Annotated in this window: 15 protein-coding genes and 1 tRNA gene; 11 read left to right on the forward strand and 5 right to left on the reverse strand. The window is 71.3% G+C overall.

Annotated features, from left to right (window positions below):
- The first annotated feature begins 48 nt into the window (after nt 1-48).
- The 4 genes from AC1DIW_RS11025 (at nt 49) to AC1DIW_RS11040 (ending at nt 2,359) form a co-directional block, all read left to right on the forward strand.
- Nucleotides 49-894: an aminotransferase class IV gene (locus tag AC1DIW_RS11025; RefSeq protein ID WP_478108145.1), complete on the forward strand. Its 846-nt coding sequence runs from the start codon at nt 49-51 to the stop codon at nt 892-894.
- Nucleotides 891-1,382, forward strand: a complete 492-nt coding sequence (locus tag AC1DIW_RS11030; protein ID WP_478108146.1) for a TIGR02611 family protein — start codon at nt 891-893, stop codon at nt 1,380-1,382. The genes AC1DIW_RS11025 and AC1DIW_RS11030 overlap by 4 nt, the downstream gene beginning before the upstream one ends.
- A gap of 111 nt (nt 1,383-1,493) precedes the next feature.
- Nucleotides 1,494-1,570, forward strand: a tRNA-Val gene (locus AC1DIW_RS11035).
- A gap of 60 nt (nt 1,571-1,630) precedes the next feature.
- The gene (locus tag AC1DIW_RS11040) at nt 1,631-2,359 is read left to right on the forward strand and encodes a class I SAM-dependent methyltransferase (RefSeq protein WP_478108147.1); all 729 of its coding nucleotides are present in this window, start codon (nt 1,631-1,633) and stop codon (nt 2,357-2,359) included.
- Between the two features lie 93 nt (nt 2,360-2,452).
- On the opposite strand, the gene AC1DIW_RS11045 is transcribed toward AC1DIW_RS11040, so the two are convergent.
- Both AC1DIW_RS11045 and AC1DIW_RS11050 read right to left on the reverse strand, forming a co-directional pair.
- Nucleotides 2,453-3,907, reverse strand: a complete 1,455-nt coding sequence (locus tag AC1DIW_RS11045; protein ID WP_478108149.1) for a DUF2252 domain-containing protein — start codon at nt 3,905-3,907, stop codon at nt 2,453-2,455.
- A 132-nt stretch (nt 3,908-4,039) separates the two neighbouring features.
- Entirely contained in the window at nt 4,040-4,951 is a 912-nt protein-coding gene (locus tag AC1DIW_RS11050) for a DMT family transporter (RefSeq protein WP_478108151.1), read from the reverse strand.
- A gap of 154 nt (nt 4,952-5,105) precedes the next feature.
- Here AC1DIW_RS11050 and AC1DIW_RS11055 point away from each other — a divergent pair, with 154 nt between their 5' ends.
- The 3 genes from AC1DIW_RS11055 to AC1DIW_RS11065 all read left to right on the forward strand — a co-directional run bounded on the left by AC1DIW_RS11055 (nt 5,106) and on the right by AC1DIW_RS11065 (nt 9,356).
- Nucleotides 5,106-6,140, forward strand: a complete 1,035-nt coding sequence (locus AC1DIW_RS11055; protein ID WP_442280742.1) for a hypothetical protein — start codon at nt 5,106-5,108, stop codon at nt 6,138-6,140.
- 129 nt (nt 6,141-6,269) lie between these two features.
- Nucleotides 6,270-6,920 carry a peptidoglycan-binding protein gene (locus AC1DIW_RS11060; protein ID WP_478108153.1) on the forward strand — a complete coding sequence of 217 codons (651 nt, stop codon included), beginning with the start codon at nt 6,270-6,272 and terminating at the stop codon, nt 6,918-6,920.
- A 9-nt stretch (nt 6,921-6,929) separates the two neighbouring features.
- A complete protein-coding gene (locus AC1DIW_RS11065; RefSeq protein ID WP_478108155.1) occupies nt 6,930-9,356 on the forward strand; it encodes a zinc metalloprotease in 2,427 nt (808 codons plus the stop codon).
- A 17-nt stretch (nt 9,357-9,373) separates the two neighbouring features.
- On the opposite strand, the gene AC1DIW_RS11070 is transcribed toward AC1DIW_RS11065, so the two are convergent.
- Nucleotides 9,374-10,261, reverse strand: a complete 888-nt coding sequence (locus AC1DIW_RS11070) for a ZIP family metal transporter (RefSeq protein WP_442280745.1) — start codon at nt 10,259-10,261, stop codon at nt 9,374-9,376.
- 156 nt (nt 10,262-10,417) lie between these two features.
- Between AC1DIW_RS11070 and AC1DIW_RS11075 the strand changes: the two genes are divergently transcribed.
- Both AC1DIW_RS11075 and AC1DIW_RS11080 read left to right on the forward strand, forming a co-directional pair.
- A complete protein-coding gene (locus AC1DIW_RS11075) occupies nt 10,418-10,768 on the forward strand; it encodes a hypothetical protein (RefSeq protein ID WP_442280746.1) in 351 nt (116 codons plus the stop codon).
- A gap of 40 nt (nt 10,769-10,808) precedes the next feature.
- Entirely contained in the window at nt 10,809-11,330 is a 522-nt protein-coding gene (locus tag AC1DIW_RS11080; RefSeq protein ID WP_478108157.1) for a flavin reductase, read from the forward strand.
- Between the two features lie 45 nt (nt 11,331-11,375).
- On the opposite strand, the gene AC1DIW_RS11085 is transcribed toward AC1DIW_RS11080, so the two are convergent.
- Both AC1DIW_RS11085 and AC1DIW_RS11090 read right to left on the reverse strand, forming a co-directional pair.
- On the reverse strand, nt 11,376-13,379 hold the full coding sequence (locus AC1DIW_RS11085) for an acyl-CoA dehydrogenase family protein (RefSeq protein WP_478108159.1): 2,004 nt from the start codon (nt 13,377-13,379) through the stop codon (nt 11,376-11,378).
- A 22-nt stretch (nt 13,380-13,401) separates the two neighbouring features.
- Nucleotides 13,402-14,094 carry a TetR/AcrR family transcriptional regulator gene (locus AC1DIW_RS11090; protein WP_478108161.1) on the reverse strand — a complete coding sequence of 231 codons (693 nt, stop codon included), beginning with the start codon at nt 14,092-14,094 and terminating at the stop codon, nt 13,402-13,404.
- Nucleotides 14,095-14,192: 98 nt separating this feature from the next.
- Here AC1DIW_RS11090 and AC1DIW_RS11095 point away from each other — a divergent pair, with 98 nt between their 5' ends.
- Both AC1DIW_RS11095 and AC1DIW_RS11100 read left to right on the forward strand, forming a co-directional pair.
- The gene (locus AC1DIW_RS11095; protein ID WP_478108163.1) at nt 14,193-15,488 is read left to right on the forward strand and encodes an acetyl-CoA C-acetyltransferase; all 1,296 of its coding nucleotides are present in this window, start codon (nt 14,193-14,195) and stop codon (nt 15,486-15,488) included.
- A 2-nt stretch (nt 15,489-15,490) separates the two neighbouring features.
- The gene (locus AC1DIW_RS11100; protein ID WP_478108165.1) at nt 15,491-16,816 is read left to right on the forward strand and encodes a 3-oxoacyl-ACP reductase; all 1,326 of its coding nucleotides are present in this window, start codon (nt 15,491-15,493) and stop codon (nt 16,814-16,816) included.
- The last annotated feature ends 6 nt before the right edge of the window (nt 16,817-16,822 follow it).

The following is a 16,822-nucleotide window of genomic DNA, read 5'->3' on the forward strand; positions in this document are numbered from 1 at the left end:
TCCCGTCGGGCGCCTTCCGGGCGGCCGCCGAGCCACCGGGAAGGGACCATGAGCACCACCACGCGCGTCTGGGTCAACGGCGATCTCGTCGACCCGACCGGCCCCTCCGTCTCCGCCCTCGACCACTCGGTCACGGTCGGCGACGGTGTCTTCGAGACCGCCAAGATCGCGGACGGGCAGCCCTTCGCCCTGACCCGCCACCACCGGCGACTCGAGCGGTCCGCGGTCGGGCTCGGCCTGCCCCCGCTCGACTTGGCCATCGTCGACAAGGGCGTGGCCGCGGTGCTCGACGGGCCCGCGATCGACTTCGGCCGGCTGCGCTACAGCGTCACCGGCGGCATCGGGCCACTGGGATCCGACCGGCATGAGGCCTCGCTCACCTACATCGTGGTCGCGGCGCCGCAGGCGCTCCCGCCTGTCAGCGGGAAGCTCACCGTCGTCCCGTGGACCCGCAACGAGCGCTCGGCCGTCGTCGGCCTGAAGACGACGTCCTACGCGGAGAACGTCGTCGCCCTCGCCCGCGCCAAGGAGCAGGGGGCCATCGAGGCGGTCTTCGGCAACACGCGGGGCGAGCTCTGCGAGTGCACCGGTAGCAACATCTTCGTCGTGGTCGACGGCGTCGTGCTGACGCCACCGGCCGAGTCGGGCCCGCTCCTCGGCATCACCCGCGAGCTCACCATCGAGTGGGGACGGGCCGCCGGCATCGAGATCCGTGAGGCCACCCTCCCGCTCGACGTGCTCGAGAATGCCGAGGAGGTCTTCATCACCAGCTCGACGAAGGACGTCCTGCCGGTCCACGCCGTCGACGACCGCACTCTTCCGGCTGACCGGCCCATGACGACCGAGCTTCAGCGCATCTTCCGGAGCAACGCCGAGCGGGACTCCGACCCGTGACCGAGCCGAACCGCGCTGGCGACACGCGACCCGACGGGGCGCCCAACCCGGTGGACTACTCGGACCGCAATGCGACGCTCGACGCCGACGAGGACCGATGGGCGTGGCGAGCCCGACTGCGCCGCAACCGCCTCACTCACGCCATCTGGCGCACGGTCGTCGGAGTCGTGGGCGGCGTCGTGACGATCGCGGGCCTCATCATGGTCCCCGCCCCCGGTCCGGGCTGGCTGGTCGTCTTCTTCGGACTGCTCATCCTGGCCAGCGAGTTCGAGTTCGCGCAGCAGTGGCTCGATGTCGCCAAGCGGCAGGTGGGCCGGTGGAACGACTGGATCATGGGACAGGCGATCTGGGTGCGCGGCGTCGTCGCGCTCGGAACCCTTCTCATCGTGTGGGGCGTCATCTGGGGATACCTCGCCTGGGCTGGGATCCCGCACTTCGTGCCCCAGTGGGCCGAGCAGCTGCTGACACGGGTCCCGGGGGTCGACTGACCCGCTCGTCCGGCGCCGATCGCACGGAGAGGGCGCCGATTACCGCCCCGGCGCCCGCACCGGCTATTGTTCCGTGCGTCACCCCGACGGCCTGTGGGCATTGGGGTGCCCGGACGTGTAGCTCAGTTGGTTAGAGCGCTCGCTTCACACGCGAGAGGTCAGGGGTTCGAGTCCCTTCACGTCCACCACACCGAGGGTGTCGCCTGGTTCCAGATCACCCCGCCGCCGTCGTGGCACTCTGACCTGACATGACGTCCGAACTGCAGGCCGCTGCGCAGCAACCAGACCACTACGACGCCTTCGCTGATGCGTACGCACGGGCGAACGAGAACGGCCTGTTCAACCGGTGGTACGCCCGCCCGGCGGTGCTGAACCTGCTTGGCGACGTCGCCGGAAGGCGGATCTTGGACGCCGGCTGCGGTTCCGGGCCGCTCCTGGCCGACCTGACCGCGCGAGGCGCAAGCGTGGCTGGTTTCGACGGGAGCCAGGCGATGATCGCGCTCGCTCGGGAGCGGTTGGGAGAGGAGGCTGACCTGAGGGTGGCGGACCTGACCCAGCCGCTTCCATATGACACCGAGGCGTTCGACGACGCGTTGGCTGTGCTCGTGTTGCACTATTTCGAGGACTGGTCGCAGCCACTGGCGGAGCTGCGTCGGGTACTGAAGCCCAGCGGTCGGCTGGTCGTGGTGGTCAACCACCCGACGATCCCGCCGGTGGGGTATCCGGAGATGAACTACTTCGCGACCGTGCCCAAGTCGGAGGAGTACGACTTCGACGGAGTCTGCGCCACACTCACGATCTGGTACCGCTCCCTGAGCGCGATGTCGGAGTCGTTCACCGCCGCGGGCTTCAGGATCTCGGCGATCAGCGAGCCCCCAGTGGCGCCCGACACTCCGTCCGAGCTGCTGCCGACGAGCGAACTCGACCCCACCCGCTTCATCGGCTTCATCTTCTTCGCGCTCGAAGCCGTCGCCTGAACATCGCCCGCGAATCGTGCGCAGCTGGTCACAGCTGAAGGGGTCGTGGGCTCGACATGGGCGAAGTCGCCGCTCGGTGGAAGAATCCGGAAGTCACAGCCCCATCTCGGCCTCCAGTCGGCCGGACTTCACGGCTTGGACGACGGCGTCGTAGTCACGCTCGTTCTGGTCTGCGTAACTGACCGCGAAGTCGGCGATGGCCCGGTCGAAACTGTCACCCTTGCCGAGGTAGGACGCGATGGCGATCCGGTCGCCGGAGCGAGCATGGGCGCGGGCCAGGGTCGCCCCGCACATCCGCGAGTAGGCGGTCATCCCCGAGGGAACCATGGCCTCGATGTCCGCCGACCCTTTCCAGTCGCGCAGCTGGCGGACATAGAAGTCGCGCTCCTCGCCGTCGAAGCCGGTCACGTGCTCCCAGCCCAGGAAGATGTCGCTCACCGCCTGCATCAGGCGTTGCCCTGCGACGACGCGCTGGCCGTGGTTGCGGTACTTGCTCTTGCCCACGAAACGCTCGAGCACCGACTCCTGTGCCTCCTTGGCCTGCAGGAACAGCGGGTCCTGGCCGTCTCGGCCCAGCAGCAGCAGGATCCAGGCGCGAGTGCCGACACTGCCGACGCCGACGACCTTGCGGGCCGCGTGCACGTACTGGAAGCTCTCCAGCAGCTCGCGCCGGTCGGTCTCCAACGTGCGGCGGTAGGTCCGGATCAAGGCATGGAACTGCTCGTTCAGGGCATTGCTGTCCGACTCCGACGTCATGAGATCCTCGACCGGTACGACGAGGGGAGGGTCGGACACGATCCTGCGTTGGCCGTCGACCACGTGGGTCAGCTTGCTGAAGGCCTGCATGCTGTCCCGGGTCCGGGCCTTGGCGACGTTGGCCTCGGCCCTCTTCCGTTGTTTCTTGGTGACGCTGCCCGAGAGCTCCTCGAAGAGCTTCGAGATCTCGATGTGCGCGTACCACACGTCGAGGTTGCGGGCGGCGGCGAGCTGGAGCATGCGAGTGCGGTACTCGGCGACACCGGACTGGACGACGCTCCGCCGGTCCTCGGGCGCGAATCCGCGGTCGCGACCGGCGATCTCGAAGCTGGCCGCGAGCCGTTTGACGTCCCACTCCCAGGGGCCCGGGAGCGTCTCGTCGAAGTCGTTGATGTCGAACATCAGCTGCCGCTCAGGTGAAGCGAACACGCCGAAGTTGGACAGGTGGGCGTCACCGCACAGCTGGGCGTTGAGTCCCGAGCGTGCGGTGGCCGCGAGGTCCGACGCCATGATCAGGGCGGCCCCGCGGTAGAAGGTGAACGGCGAAACCAGCATCCGCCCGTAACGCAGCGGCACCAGTTCGGGGACCCGGGTCGCCGCCTGCTCCTCGAGCAGCGCGATCGGGTCGGGGCGGCTCGTCGCCGGACTCCAGTGTCCGTGCCCACTGCGAGGGCATTCGTTGCGGGCGGCGTGGCCCCGGGCCTTCCGCTCTTCCGGGGTCAGCCGGTTGATCCTCGGGCCGGCCGGAGCCCTGCTGCGGCCGTCGCGGGGGGTGAGTCGTTCATCGGTCATGATGCACTCCTAGGTCGGACGCCTCGTGCCGGCACGCGTCGCCTGCACCCGCCGACGGTCGCACCGCCGGCCCGTCCGCGCACCACTCGTTGCGAGCGATGTTCGTCCATCGCTGCGACGAAGTTCCAGCCCTCAACAGCACTCCAGCCGCGGCGCAGCGGCGTCGCAACAGGCGCGCGGTCCGAGCTCAGCCACGCCCATCGCGACCACCAGGACCACCCCGCCGAGCCAGGCGGTCAGGCCCAAGGACTCACCGCCCAGGCCAACGGCCAGCAGGGCGGCGAACACCGGCTCCATCGTCATGATCACCGCCGCCGACACGGCGGACAGTGCCGCCTGCGCCCAGGCCTGGATCGCGAGGCCGAGGCACGTTGCGACCAGGGCCACGTAGACCACCGAGGTCCAGGCCTGCGTCGACGGTGGCGCCGGGAGGTCGCCGGTGACGGCGGCCGCCAGTGTGCACACCACCGCCGCGACCGTCACCGACACGGTCGTGATGCCGACGGAGTTGACCGGCGTGGCCCACTCACTCAGGGCGGCGATGTGTCCCGCGAAGCCGGCTGCCCCGGCAAGGGTCAGCAGCGCACCGGCAGTCAGGGGAGCGCTCGGCCCGCTCGTGAGGAGCACCAGACCCACGCCACTGAGCCCGACCGCGATCCAGCCGGTCCGGGTCACCGGACTCGCGAAGGCCGCGGACGCCGCGATCGGCACCATCACGACCGACGAACCGGTCAGGAAGCCCGACAGCCCGGCCGAGGTGTGCTGCAGGCCGGTGGTCTGGAGGAGAAACCCGACCCCGAGGAAGAGACCCAGCGCCGCTCCTCGCCGTAGCTCCCTCGGATCCAGGGCGAGCGTCCGGCGGAGGGACGCGAGCAGAAGGACGATCGCGGCGATGCCGAAGCGCCACGACAGGAACGACGCCGGGGCCAGAGCGCCCAGCGAGGACTTCGTGACGACGAAGGTGGAGCCCCAGGCAGCTGTGGCCAGCAGGAGGGCACCGGATGCGGCCAACCGGGTGGGCAGCGCGACCGTCGCAGCGGGCACACCCCCATTCTGCTCGCGGTGTCGGCGGGTGCCGAGCGCCTGGGGCGCGTAGTGGGTACGAGTCACCAATCGACGGGGTGGGCACACTCCAGCGGCACCCCGCCCCTGGGGGAGAGCAGCCCACGTTGCCCCGGTGGACCAAGGAGGCGGCCCCATGAGCTCCAGCACCGGTGACCGGCCCGCGGGCCCTTCCACCTGGCTCACGACAGCGGCCGCCGTGCAGGCGGCCGCGATCGGGTGGCTGGTCTCCCTCGGTCATGCTGGTGCATCCGTGTCGCGTCCGATAGGAGGGCCGCGCACGGCGGGCGCCATCACCTCGGCCTCGGCCACGGCACACGTGAGCTTCGGGGTGCCGGTGACGCACATCACGGCGCTGGAGGACCTCGTGGCCGACGCGCGCAGCCCTGAGCTCGGGTTGATCCACTTCACCTCCGGCAGCTACTCGGAGGAGGCGCTGGAGTATGCCGACAGGTTCGGCCTGGCCCTGTTCACCTACGACCGTGCCGGGCGGGTGAGCCACGCGAACGCTGCGGCCATGTCGGCGATCATCGCCGCCCCGGCCCCACCACCAGACCCGACCGACGGCCAGGACGGTGCGGACACGCGTTCCGAGGGCACCCCCACCGGTGCTGGCCCATCTCGGTCGCGCGCCAACGGACGGGCCGAGCTGAGGACGTGGGCTAAGGCGGCCTGGCGCGCCCGGCACGCTGCCGTGCCCGCGTCAGGGCCACTGACATACGTGCCGCTCGGTGCCAGCCTGCTCATCGGCCTCCTGACCCTGCCCATCGTGCGGGCCTGGCAGACGGGCGCCGAGCCTGCCCTTCGGGGCGAAGCCGTCATTGTGCCCGTCGCGGTGTTCCTGGCGATGTTCGTGTGGGGGGTGTGGCGGGTCTGGTCCCACCGCGAGCAGGTGCGGCGGCACCGCCACAACGTCCAGCGGGCGTGCTCTCCTCCGCCCCAGGCCCGAGCGCTCGTGGACGCGGTCATGCAGATGTCGGGGCACGGCGTCCCGGGTGACCGGGAGGACTTCGTGCTCCTGCGCAACGACGTGATCGACCTGTCCGGTGTAGACCCGTTCACGGCGGGCGTCCTCGTCTGGGAGGCCACGATCGGAGCCGCTCGACCCGCCGACCGACACGACTGGCTCGACGGTCCCCCCGACGTCGACGGGGCCACGCAAGCCTGCTGAACCGGGCCCGCGAAACTGACACGTGGGACAACTTCACCCCACCTGTCAGTTTCGCGGGCGAGATGAGTGGGTATGCCCGGTTGCCAGCTAAGTCGATCGGCATCCACGGGTGCCGGGATGGAGTGACCGATGAGTGCCGCTGATCTGCCCCCCGTTTCCGCCGACGAGCTCGCCGCGGAGAGCGGGACGGCGCTGCCCGACAAGGAGGTCATGTCGCTTCTCGACCTCAACGCCGACCTCAACCTCGCCCTCGACGTGGCGTCGCCCATCGACCTGGGCGTCGCCGCCAACGCCAACGTCGCCGCGCCGATCAACGGAGCGGTCGGCGCCAACATCCTCTCGGTCGGTTCCGCGGACGCCGCCGTGGCCCACCAGGGCGTGAACATCGACCAGGGCCTGTCGGGCTCTGCCATCGCCCATGCGCCCCAGCACAGCTCCATCGACCAGGCCGCGCCGGCCGCCGGCTCGACCACCCCGGCGACGGACCCGGCCCCCGCACCGGCGCCCAGTGCGACCCCGACGCCGACCTCCGCCCTGAGCGGCAACCTGCTCGACATCAATGTCCACGCCGCAGCGGACGCCAAGCTCGCCGCCCCCATCGATGGCGCGGTCGCCGCGAACGCCAACGTCGCGGCACCGATCGACGCCTCGGTCTCGGCCAACGTCGGCTCGGTCGGATCGGAGGCGACGTCCATCGCCGACCAGCAGGGCTCGATCACCCAGCACCTGGACGGCACCGCCCAGGCCACTGCCGACCAGACCTCCGCGATCCAGCAGTAACGGGTCCTCATGAGTCTCACGTCAGCGGGCGGCAGGGCTCCGGGGCCGGCCACCACGTCCACACCCCACGCCCTGTCGCCCGTCGACGCGAGCCTCGACGGCCCAGTCCACCGACCGGCACCGACCACGGGGATCGAGCTGCTCGGCGCGCTGACCGGCTCGGGCTACCGCAACCCGCCGTCGCTCGTCCGCCGCCCCGACGGACAGACGGTGCAGCTCACGCCCCTGCTCTACCTCGTCCTCGAGGCGATCGACGGCGCGCGAACCTACGCCGACGTCGCCGAGACGGTGAGCACGGCATACGGGCGGCGGATCGCCCCCGATGACGTGCGGAGGCTGACCGAGGCGCAGCTGCGCCCTCTCGGCCTCGTCCGCGGGCCCGACGGGTCGGAGCCCGAGCTCAAGAAGGCCAATCCGCTCCTCGCGCTGCGTTTCCGTTGGATCGTCTCGGACCCCGAGGTGACCCGACGGATCACGGCGCCCTTCGCTGCCCTCTTCACGCCCCTCGTGGTCGTGGTCGTGGTCCTCGCCTTCGCGCTCATCTCCGGTTGGGTCCTCTTCACGAAGGGACTCGGCTCGGCCACCCACCAGGCCTTCGACCAGCCGATCCTTCTCGTCGTCGTCTTCGCCATCACCATCTTCTCGGCGGGCTTCCACGAGTTCGGCCACGCCTCGGCCTGTCGCTACGGCGGGGCGACGCCGGGCGCCATGGGCACCGGCCTCTACCTCGTGTGGCCCGCCTTCTACACCGACGTCACCGACAGCTATCGCCTCGGCCGGGCGGGCCGCCTACGCGTCGATCTCGGTGGGCTGTACTTCAACGCCCTCGTGACCGTGGCGATGTTCGTCGTGTGGCTCCTCACCGGGTGGGACGCCCTCCTGCTGATCCTGGCCGCTCAGCTGCTCCAGATGGTGCGCCAGCTGGCGCCCATGGTCCGGTTCGACGGTTACCACGTCCTCGCCGACCTGACCGGGGTCCCCGATCTCGCCTCCCGCATCGGCCCGACCCTGCGCTCCCTCGTGCCCGGCCGCGAGCCCGAGGCACGCGCCGCCGAGCTCAAGCGTTGGGCCCGGGTCGTGGTGACCACCTGGGTCCTCGTCATCGTGCCGCTGCTGCTGGCCACCCTCGTGCTCATGGTCGTGGCGCTGCCTCGCGTGGTCGGCACCGCCTGGAGCAGCGTGCTCAAGCAGGAGCACGCCCTCACCCTCGACTGGGCCGGCGGTGACCTCACCGGCGTGGCGATCCGGGTGCTCTCGATCGTGGCCGTGTCCCTGCCGGTGCTCGGCTCGCTCTTCGTGCTCGTCCGGCTCGTCAAGACCGTGACGACCTCGCTCTGGACGAAGACCGCCGGGCGCCCCGGTCGTCGGGCGCTCGCCGCGCTCCTCGTCGTCGCCGTGGCAGCCGCGCTGACGTGGGCCTGGTGGCCCGACGCCAACCGCTATCGCCCGGTTCAGTCCTTCGAGAAGGGCACCATCGTCGAGGGGCTGTCCCCGGCGAGCTTCGTCGGCGGATCCGCCCGCCTCCAGGACGGCCAGATCCGCGAGGGCCAACGCTCCGTGTGGGCGTCCACCACGGCGCCTCCGACGAAGGACCACCCCCAGCTGGCCCTGGTGCTGGTCCCGAGATCGACCTCGTCGGCCAGCTCTGACGGAGCGGCACCGGCCTGGGTCTTCCCGTTCAACCGCCCCGGCGCGCCGGCAGCGGGGGACAACCAGGCCCTCGCCGTGAACACCACCGACGGGTCGACGACCTACGACGTCGCCTTCGCGCTCGTCTGGGCCGACGGCACCAGTGTCACCAACAGCAACTCGGCCTACGCCTTTGCCAGCTGTCAGCAGTGCAAGACCGTCGCGGTGGCCTTCCAGGTCGTCCTCATGACCGGTGACGCGCATGTCGCCATACCCCAGAACATCTCCGGCGCGGTCAACTACTCCTGCGTCCAGTGCATCACCTACGCCTTGGCGCAGCAGCTCGTCCTCACCGTCCCGGGCGAGCTCAGCCCGACGACCCGACAGCGGCTCGACACGCTGTGGCAGCAGATCAACACCTTTGCCACCACCGTCCAGGACCTTCCCCTCGACGAGATCCGCACCCGGCTGCTGGGCTACCAGAGCCAGATCCAGGCGCTGGTGACCGGGGAGCAGCCGGCGACGACTCCCGCGCAGGGGGCGACTCCCACCACCGCCTCCACCACGAGCGCCACCCCCGCCGCGACCGCGACCGCGACGGGAACGGCGACGGGAACGGCGACGGGAACGGCGACGCCCGTCGGCACCGAGCCGGCGCCCCCGGCGGACTCCGGTGCCTCGTCATCGGCCACGACCCCCGTGCAGGCGCCGACGACGGCGCCTCCGTCGCCGACGAGTCCTGCGACGGCAACCAGCCCGGACGGCACCCAGTCAGGCTCGGCGTCCAGTCCGAGCACGACCCCGTAGGCGGGGGCGTCGCCGGATCAGGCTCCGGCCGCGACGAGCACGCCGTCGGTGATGAAACCGAGCAGCAGGCCGCCGAGGATGCACCACGTGGTCAGCTCCTTGAGCCCGGCCCGGCGCGCCACGGCGAGCAGCTCGATGACGACGTAGAGCACCGAGCCTGCTGCGAGCCCGAGGAAGGCGATCGCGACGGTGTCATTCACGACGCTGCGTCCGACCAGGGTGCCGACGAAGGTCGGACCACCGGCGATGAGCCCCAGCAGGGCGAGTCGGCCCCACGAGGGTCGCTCGCGCCCACCGGCGAGCGGCGCGACGATGCCGAAGCCCTCGGTGGCGTTGTGCAGCGCGAAGCCGATGACCAGGAGCACGGCGAGCGAGAGCTCGCCGCTGGCGGCCGAGTTGCCGATGGCCAGGCCTTCGGCGAAGTTGTGCAGACCGATCCCCACCGCGATCATCATCGACAGGCTGGCCGCGTCGACGACGCCAGCCGCTGGCATGGCGCCGGTCTGGGCGCCCCCGGCACCCGGGGCGCCCGTCGCACCCAGGGAACCTGCCGGTGCGCCGACCGGCACCGCGACCGGATCCGGGCGCAGGACCCGGGCCGCGCGCCGCGCAGCGATGAGCTTGTCGTAGTGGACCAGGCCGGCCAGCCCCACGGCCAGACCCACCGCGAGCACGAGGCCCCCACGCACCGCGACGCTCCACTCGTGGTGGGCGAGCGCGGCGTCGGTGGGCTCCCAGGCGTGGGACAGGATGTCCCACAGGAGGAAGAGCAGGATGCCGATGGCGACGCCGTTGAGGCCGGCCTTGAGGCGTGGCGCGGGGCGACGCACGCGCCCGAGCGGCAGCCCGATGAAGATGGTCAGCCCGGCAATGGCCCCCAGCAGCGCGATCTTGGTGGTGGACATGGCGACTTCCGGTCGAGGGTGTGCAGGCAAAGGTAGGCTACCCTAACCAACCGGCGACGCGGCGACGGTGACCGAAGCCCGAGGACCGATGACCGCCGCCGGACCGGTCGTCGTGGCGCGCTCCAGAACGCCACGTCACGGACTAGCGTTGGCGTCATGATCGCCACGGTGTCGAGTCTCTACATCTACCCCGACTCCGACGAGCCGGGACAGGAGCTGGACTCCGTCGAGGTGACCGAGACCGGGCCCAAGGGAAACCGTTCGAAGAAGCACGCCGTGCACCTCGTGACGGTGGACGACTTCGTCGCGACCCACCCCAAGGCCAACATCGTCCTCGACATGGACCCGTCGGTCCTCGACAAGCTCGTCGGACGCGTGGTGCGCCTCGGCGAGTGCACGCTCGAGATCACGCAGACACCGTCACAGTGCGCCGGCGTCTACGCCCGGGTGGTCGAGCCCGGCGAGATCGCCGTCGACGATGCTCTCCTCGTCGCCGAGGCGGAGTGAGCGTCCTCGCCTCACCGACGGTGTCGTGCGGGGGCCTCCCGTGACGATCCACTCCGAGCACCCGTTCGACACGCCCGAAGGCGACCGTGACCAGGTGCGACGGCTCCGCGGTCGCATCGGCGGCACCGTCTCGCTGTGGACCTCGGGGGAGGGGGTCGACCGGGCAGGCCTCACGGTCTCGTCCTACCTCGTGGCTCCGGGCGAGCCCGGCCGGGTCGTGGGTCTCGTGCACCCCGACGCGGACCTGCTCGACCAGCTCGTGGAGACCGGGACGGCGGTCATCGCCCTGCTCGGGGCCCGTGACCAGCGGCTCGCGGACGCCTTCGCCGGCACCATGCCGGCCCCGGGTGGGCCGTTCCGGCTCACTGAGTGGGTACAGACCACCTGGGGACCGCGCGCGGTAGCGGCCACGACCTGGATGGGCGTGCGCCTGGACCCGGGGAGCCGTCACGACGTCGGCTGGTCGGTGCTCGTCGAGGCCGAGGTCGAGCACGTCGAGGTCGGTGTGGACGAGGCGCCCCTCGTCCACCGCCGCGGTCGCTACCAGCGCCCGTCCTCCTGACGACCCAGCGCCCCACGGGCCACCCGGCCCACCGGGCGCCGGCGGTCAGGTGGTGCCCGACATCTCCGTCGTCAGCAGGCCCGCCGGGATGCCGAAGGCGTCGACGAGCGTCTGCGCGTGCGGTCGCAGCTCCGCGCAGACCTCGTTGACGAGGGCGGTCAGCGCCTTGGCGCGGGCAGGGCTCAGCCGGTCGTGCTCGAGGTACCACGCCTTGTGCCGCTCGATCGTCGAGAGCAGATGCAGGTCGCAGACCCTGCTCAGCACCGCCCGTGCGTCCTCGTCGGCGCAGGACTCGACAGATGCGGCGAACGTCTCGGCCACCACTCGCTCGACGTGGGCCGTGCCGGCATCGACGAGGTGGTCCTGCGTCGCGTTGAAGACGGCGAACGCGTCGACGCCGGGTGCGGTGGCCCGCCGCAGCCGTCGGGCCAGGCCCTCGATGAGGTGCTCCTCGCGCTCGCGCAGCAGCCGCAGCTGGGTGCCGCGGATGCCGAAGGTGACATCTTCCTCCCGCCCGGGGGCCGCGTCGACGAGCCGCTGGACGATGCCGCGCGCCGATGACCGTTCGATGACGGTGCCGCCCACCAGACGCGCGCCGAAGCGCACGATGCCCGCCGTGTCGAGGTCGCCGAAGGTCGCCTGGTACTCCGTGAGGAGGGACTTCGCCACGAGCTGGAGCAGGACCGTGTTGTCCCCCTCGAACGTCGTGAAGATGTCGGTGTCGGCCTTGAGCGCGGCCAGGCGGTTGGACCAGAGATAGCCCGCGCCGCCGCAGAGCTCGCGGCACTCCTGGATCGTGTCGGTCGCGTGGCGCGTCGTCAGCACCTTGATGCCGGCAGCCCGCGTCTCGAGCTGCCGCTGGTCCTGCTCGGACGTCGTGCGCCCGGCGAGCACGTCGTCCATCGCCGAGACCAGCTCGTGCTGGGCGAGCTGGAGGGCGTATGCCGTCGCGATCCTCGGCAGCAGCCGCCGTTGGTAGGTGCGATAGTCCAGGACCGTCGTCTCCACGTCGCTGCCGGGGGCCGCGAACTGACGCCGCCCAACGGCATACGTCGTCGTGACGGCCAGGGCGGAGCGGGCCGCGGCACCCGCTCCGCCCGCCACCGAGATGCGACCACGGACGAGCGTGCCGAGCATCGTGAAGAAGCGGCGGCTGGGGTTGTCGATGGGACTCGAGTAGGCGCCCTCGTCGTCGATGTCGCCGTAGCGGCCGAGGAGGTTGCTGCGGGGGACCCTGACGTGGTCGAAGAGGAGGCGCCCGTTGTCGACGCCGTCGAGGCCGAGCTTGGGACCGCAGTCCTCGATGGTGACCCCGGGCGCGGGAGCGCCGGCGCCGTCGCGGATCGGGACGAGCACACAGTGCACACCGTGGGACTCGCCGTCGACGACGAGCTGGGCGAACACGGCTGCGAGGCTGGCGTCGCGCGCCGCGTTGCCGATGTAGTCCTTGCGCGCGGCTGGCACGGGGGAGTGGACGACGATCTCGTCGGTGGCCGGGTCGAAGGTGGCGGTCGTCAGCAGGCTCTGGACGTCGCTGCCGTGGCCGGTCTCCGTCATCGCGAAGCACCCTTGCAGCTCGCCCGAGACCAGCCGCGGCACGAGGTGGTCGTGGCGGCTCGTGCCGAGCAGCGACACCGCGCCGCCGAACAACCCCCACTGGACGCCCGCCTTGACGAAGAGCGACAGGTCGCTGTGGCCGAGCATCTCGAACGCGGCCACCGCCTCGCCGTAGCGTGCGGTCCCGCCCTGGCGCTCAGGGAAGCCGGACGCGGCATACGGCTGCTGGGCCAGCGCGCTGAGCTGGGAGGTGACGCGGGATCGGTGCTCGTCCATCGGAAGTGGCACGGACGGCGGTCCGAAGGTCGCGGCGTCGAGGGCGCGACAGTGGTCGCGCACCTCGCCGAAGGGGCCGTCGAGGTGGGCGCGCAGCGCGGAGGCCAGGGCTGCGTCCGGAGGAGCCTTGTCGGGGGTCTTGGCGGGAGTCTCTGCGGGAGTCTCTGTGGGGGTCTCTGCGGTGCTCTGTGCAGAGGAGTGGGTGGCCGTGGACATCTGGTGCCTTCCGGTCTGGACCTCAGGAGGTCGTGGTGGTGGTGGGCGCGAGGACGGGGGCGAGCCCGTGCCACGCCAGGTCGGTCAGGGAGTCGACGACCGACGCCCGGGGGGCGCGGTCACCCTCCGGGGTGGCGAGCCAGTCGTCGGCGACGGCGCGGACCGAGCCGACGAGCGCGATGGCCCAGGTGCGGGCCCGCGAGGGGTCGGTCGTGCTCGCGCGTAGGGCCTCGAGGAGCAGACCGGTGAGCTGGTCCGTGACCTGGTCGACGGTGCCGCCCACCGGGTCGTCCGCCAGCGGCCGGTCGACGAGGGGACGGTTGACGACGAACCGGTAGACCTCGGTGTCGGACTCGACGAGCGCGAGGTAGGCCTCGACGGTGGACGCGACGAGCTCGCGCGTGTCGGCCGCCGGGGTGCTCGATCGGGACAGCGCGGCCCCGACGTTGCGGACGACGCGGCCGTCGATGCGCTCCGCGACGGCGCGGTAGAGGCCGGCCTTGTCGTCGAAGTGACGGTAGATGACCGTCTTGGACGTGCCGGCCTCGGCGGCGATGTCGTCCATGCCGACACCCGCGCCGTGCGTCCGGATGGCGCGGATCGTCGCGTCGACGAGGGCGGCGCGGCGCTCCTCGCGGTGGCGCTCCCAGCGCGAGTCCCGGCCGTCCCGCGGGGCCGCGGACGGTGCCGGCGGCGGTTCGGGGTCGTGGTCCATCTCTCGAAAGTAACAGGTACTTGCTGTATCGACTACTGGCAGTTTCGGTTATCTTGGACGAGAACGACCGGTCCCGCAGTCGACAGCAGGAGACACCCATGGCTTCCCAGTCCACCCCGCGCGCACCTCGCCGAGTCGCGGTCCTCGGGGGCAACCGCATCCCCTTCGCCCGGTCCAACGGCCCCTATGCGAAGGCGTCCAACCAGGACATGCTCACGGCCACCGTCGACGGGCTCGTGGCGCGCCACGGACTCGCGGGGGAGCGCCTCGGGGAGGTCGTGGCCGGTGCGGTGCTCAAGCACAGCCGTGACTTCAACCTCACCCGGGAAACCGTGCTCGGCACGCGGCTCGACCCGACGACCCCGGCCTACGACATCCAGCAGGCGTGCGGCACCGGGCTCGAGGCCGCCATCCTCGTCGCCAACAAGATCGCCCTCGGCCAGGTCGACGCCGGCATCGCCGGCGGGGTGGACAGCGCGAGCGACGCCCCCATCGCCGTGAGCGAGGGCCTGCGCCGGACGCTGCTGGCCGCGAACCGAGCCCGCTCCGCGGGGGAGCGCGCCAAGGCGCTCGCCGGACTCCGTCCCGGGCACCTCCTGCCCGCCATCCCGGAGAACGTCGAGCCACGCACCGGACTCTCGATGGGCGAGCACATGGCCCTCACCGCGGCCCAGTGGGGCATCACCCGCGCGGACCAGGACGAGCTCGCTGCCGCCAGCCACCAGCACCTCGCGGCCGCCTACGAGCGCGGCTTCTTCGACGACCTCGTCACGCCCTACCTCGGCGTCTCACGCGACACGAACCTGCGCGCCGACTCGACCGTCGAGAAGCTGTCGACCCTCAAGCCGGTCTTCGGCAAGGGCGAGGGCGCGACGATGACGGCCGGCAACTCGACACCCCTGACCGACGGCGCGTCGGCCGTCCTCCTCGCGAGCGAGGAGTGGGCGGCGGAGCACCGACTGACCCCGCTCGCGTGGTTCGTCGACGCCGAGACCGCGGCCGTCGACTACGTCCACGGTGACGAGGGTCTGCTCATGGCGCCCGCGTATGCCGTCCCCCGCCTTCTCGCCCGAAACGGCTTGAGCCTCCAGGACTTCGACTTCTACGAGATCCACGAGGCCTTCGCCGCGACCGTGCTCACGACCCTCAAGGCCTGGGAGGACCCCGACTTCTGCAAGGCTCGCCTCGGTCTCGACGCACCCCTGGGCTCCATCGACCGGGCCAAGCTCAACGTCAACGGCTCCTCGCTCGCCGCCGGCCACCCCTTCGCGGCAACGGGCGGGCGCATCGTCGCCTCGCTCGCCAAGCAGCTCAAGGAGGCCGGCGGAGGCCGCGGCCTCATCTCCATCTGCGCTGCCGGTGGGCAGGGCGTCGTCGCGATCCTGGAGGCGTGAGCATGAGCGACCTCTTCACGACCATCGTCGGCTCGCCGGTGGCCAAGCGGGTGGGGGTGCCCCAACCGACCCGGCTGCGCCGCTACGAGCCCGGCCTGCCGCTGTGCGAGGGGCCGGTCCTCGTCGCCGGTGGTGGTCGGTTCGCCGACGGCGTCGCGTCCTGGCTCGCCGGCGCCGGAGTCACGACTGTGGCGACCGCGACCGCGACCGACGCCGAGGACAAGGTCGGTGCCGTCGTGCTCGACCTCAGCTCGGCCGTCGACCCGGCCGAGCTCGACCAGCTGCGCCTGCTGGGTGCGCCGGCCGTCAAGGCGCTGAGGCGCAACGGCCGCGTCGTCGTCATCGGCACCGACCCGACGACCCTGACCCGCGTCACCGAGGTGACGACCCAGCGCGCACTCGAGGGCGCGGTGCGGTCCCTCGGCAAGGAGCTGCGTGGGGGCGCCACGGCGAACCTCGTTCTCGCACAAGGAGACGCACACGACGGAGTCCGTTCGGCGGTCGAGTTCTTCCTCTCCGGCCGGTCGGCCTACGTCGACGGTCAGGTGGTCCGGGTCGACGAGTCGACGAGTGGTGACGTCGACGCGCTCCGTCCCCTCGCCGGCAAGGTGGCCGTCGTCACCGGTGCCGCCCGCGGGATCGGAGCCGAGATCGCCCGCGTGCTGTCCCGCGACGGCGCGACCGTCGTCGCCGTCGACGTGCCCGCAGCCGGGGACGCCCTGGCCGCGGTGGCCAATGAGGTGATGGGCACTGCCCTCCAGCTCGATGTCACGGCCGAGGACGCAGGTCGGCGGATCGTCGAGCACGCCACGGCGCGTCACGGCGGCCTCGACATCGTCGTGCACAACGCCGGCATCACCCGCGACAAGCTCTTCGTCAACATGGACGACGACCGCTGGCGCAGCGTCATGGAGGTCAACCTCCGTTCGATCCTGCGGATGAACGAGGCGATCCTCGGTGACGGCGGCCTCTCCGACGGTGGCCGCATCGTCTGCGTCGCGTCGATCGCCGGGATCGCCGGGAACCGTGGCCAGACCAACTACGGCGCGAGCAAGGCCGGTGTCATCGGTCTGGTCTCGGCGCTCTCGCGCCAGGTCGCGGACCGGGGCATCACGGTCAACGCCGTCGCCCCCGGTTTCATCGAGACCGAGATGACAGCGCGGATCCCGTTCGCCACGAGGGAGATCGGCCGTCGGATGAACTCGCTGCAGCAGGGTGGTCACCCGAAGGACGTCGCCGAGACCATCGCCTGGTTCGCCCAGCCCGGGGCTGCTGCCGTCACGGGCCAGGTCGTCCGTGTCTGCGGCCAGAGCCTGCTCGGGGCGTGAGGTCGC

The sequence above is a fragment of the Terrabacter sp. 01T434 genome, from assembly GCF_056398545.1.

Bases quoted from the DNA above. Each gene is read 5' to 3' on its own strand.
- AC1DIW_RS11055 (WP_442280742.1), top strand. From the start codon at position 5,106: ATGAGCTCCAGCACCGGTGACCGGCCCGCGGGCCCTTCCACCTGGCTC.
- AC1DIW_RS11075 (WP_442280746.1), top strand. From the start codon at position 10,418: ATGATCGCCACGGTGTCGAGTCTCTACATCTACCCCGACTCCGACGAG.
- AC1DIW_RS11090 (WP_478108161.1), bottom strand. From the start codon at position 14,094: ATGGACCACGACCCCGAACCGCCGCCGGCACCGTCCGCGGCCCCGCGG.
- AC1DIW_RS11065 (WP_478108155.1), top strand. From the start codon at position 6,930: ATGAGTCTCACGTCAGCGGGCGGCAGGGCTCCGGGGCCGGCCACCACG.
- AC1DIW_RS11100 (WP_478108165.1), top strand. From the start codon at position 15,491: ATGAGCGACCTCTTCACGACCATCGTCGGCTCGCCGGTGGCCAAGCGG.
- AC1DIW_RS11040 (WP_478108147.1), top strand. From the start codon at position 1,631: ATGACGTCCGAACTGCAGGCCGCTGCGCAGCAACCAGACCACTACGAC.
- AC1DIW_RS11060 (WP_478108153.1), top strand. From the start codon at position 6,270: ATGAGTGCCGCTGATCTGCCCCCCGTTTCCGCCGACGAGCTCGCCGCG.
- AC1DIW_RS11070 (WP_442280745.1), bottom strand. From the start codon at position 10,261: ATGTCCACCACCAAGATCGCGCTGCTGGGGGCCATTGCCGGGCTGACC.
- AC1DIW_RS11025 (WP_478108145.1), top strand. From the start codon at position 49: ATGAGCACCACCACGCGCGTCTGGGTCAACGGCGATCTCGTCGACCCG.
- AC1DIW_RS11085 (WP_478108159.1), bottom strand. From the start codon at position 13,379: ATGTCCACGGCCACCCACTCCTCTGCACAGAGCACCGCAGAGACCCCC.
- AC1DIW_RS11045 (WP_478108149.1), bottom strand. From the start codon at position 3,907: ATGACCGATGAACGACTCACCCCCCGCGACGGCCGCAGCAGGGCTCCG.
- AC1DIW_RS11095 (WP_478108163.1), top strand. From the start codon at position 14,193: ATGGCTTCCCAGTCCACCCCGCGCGCACCTCGCCGAGTCGCGGTCCTC.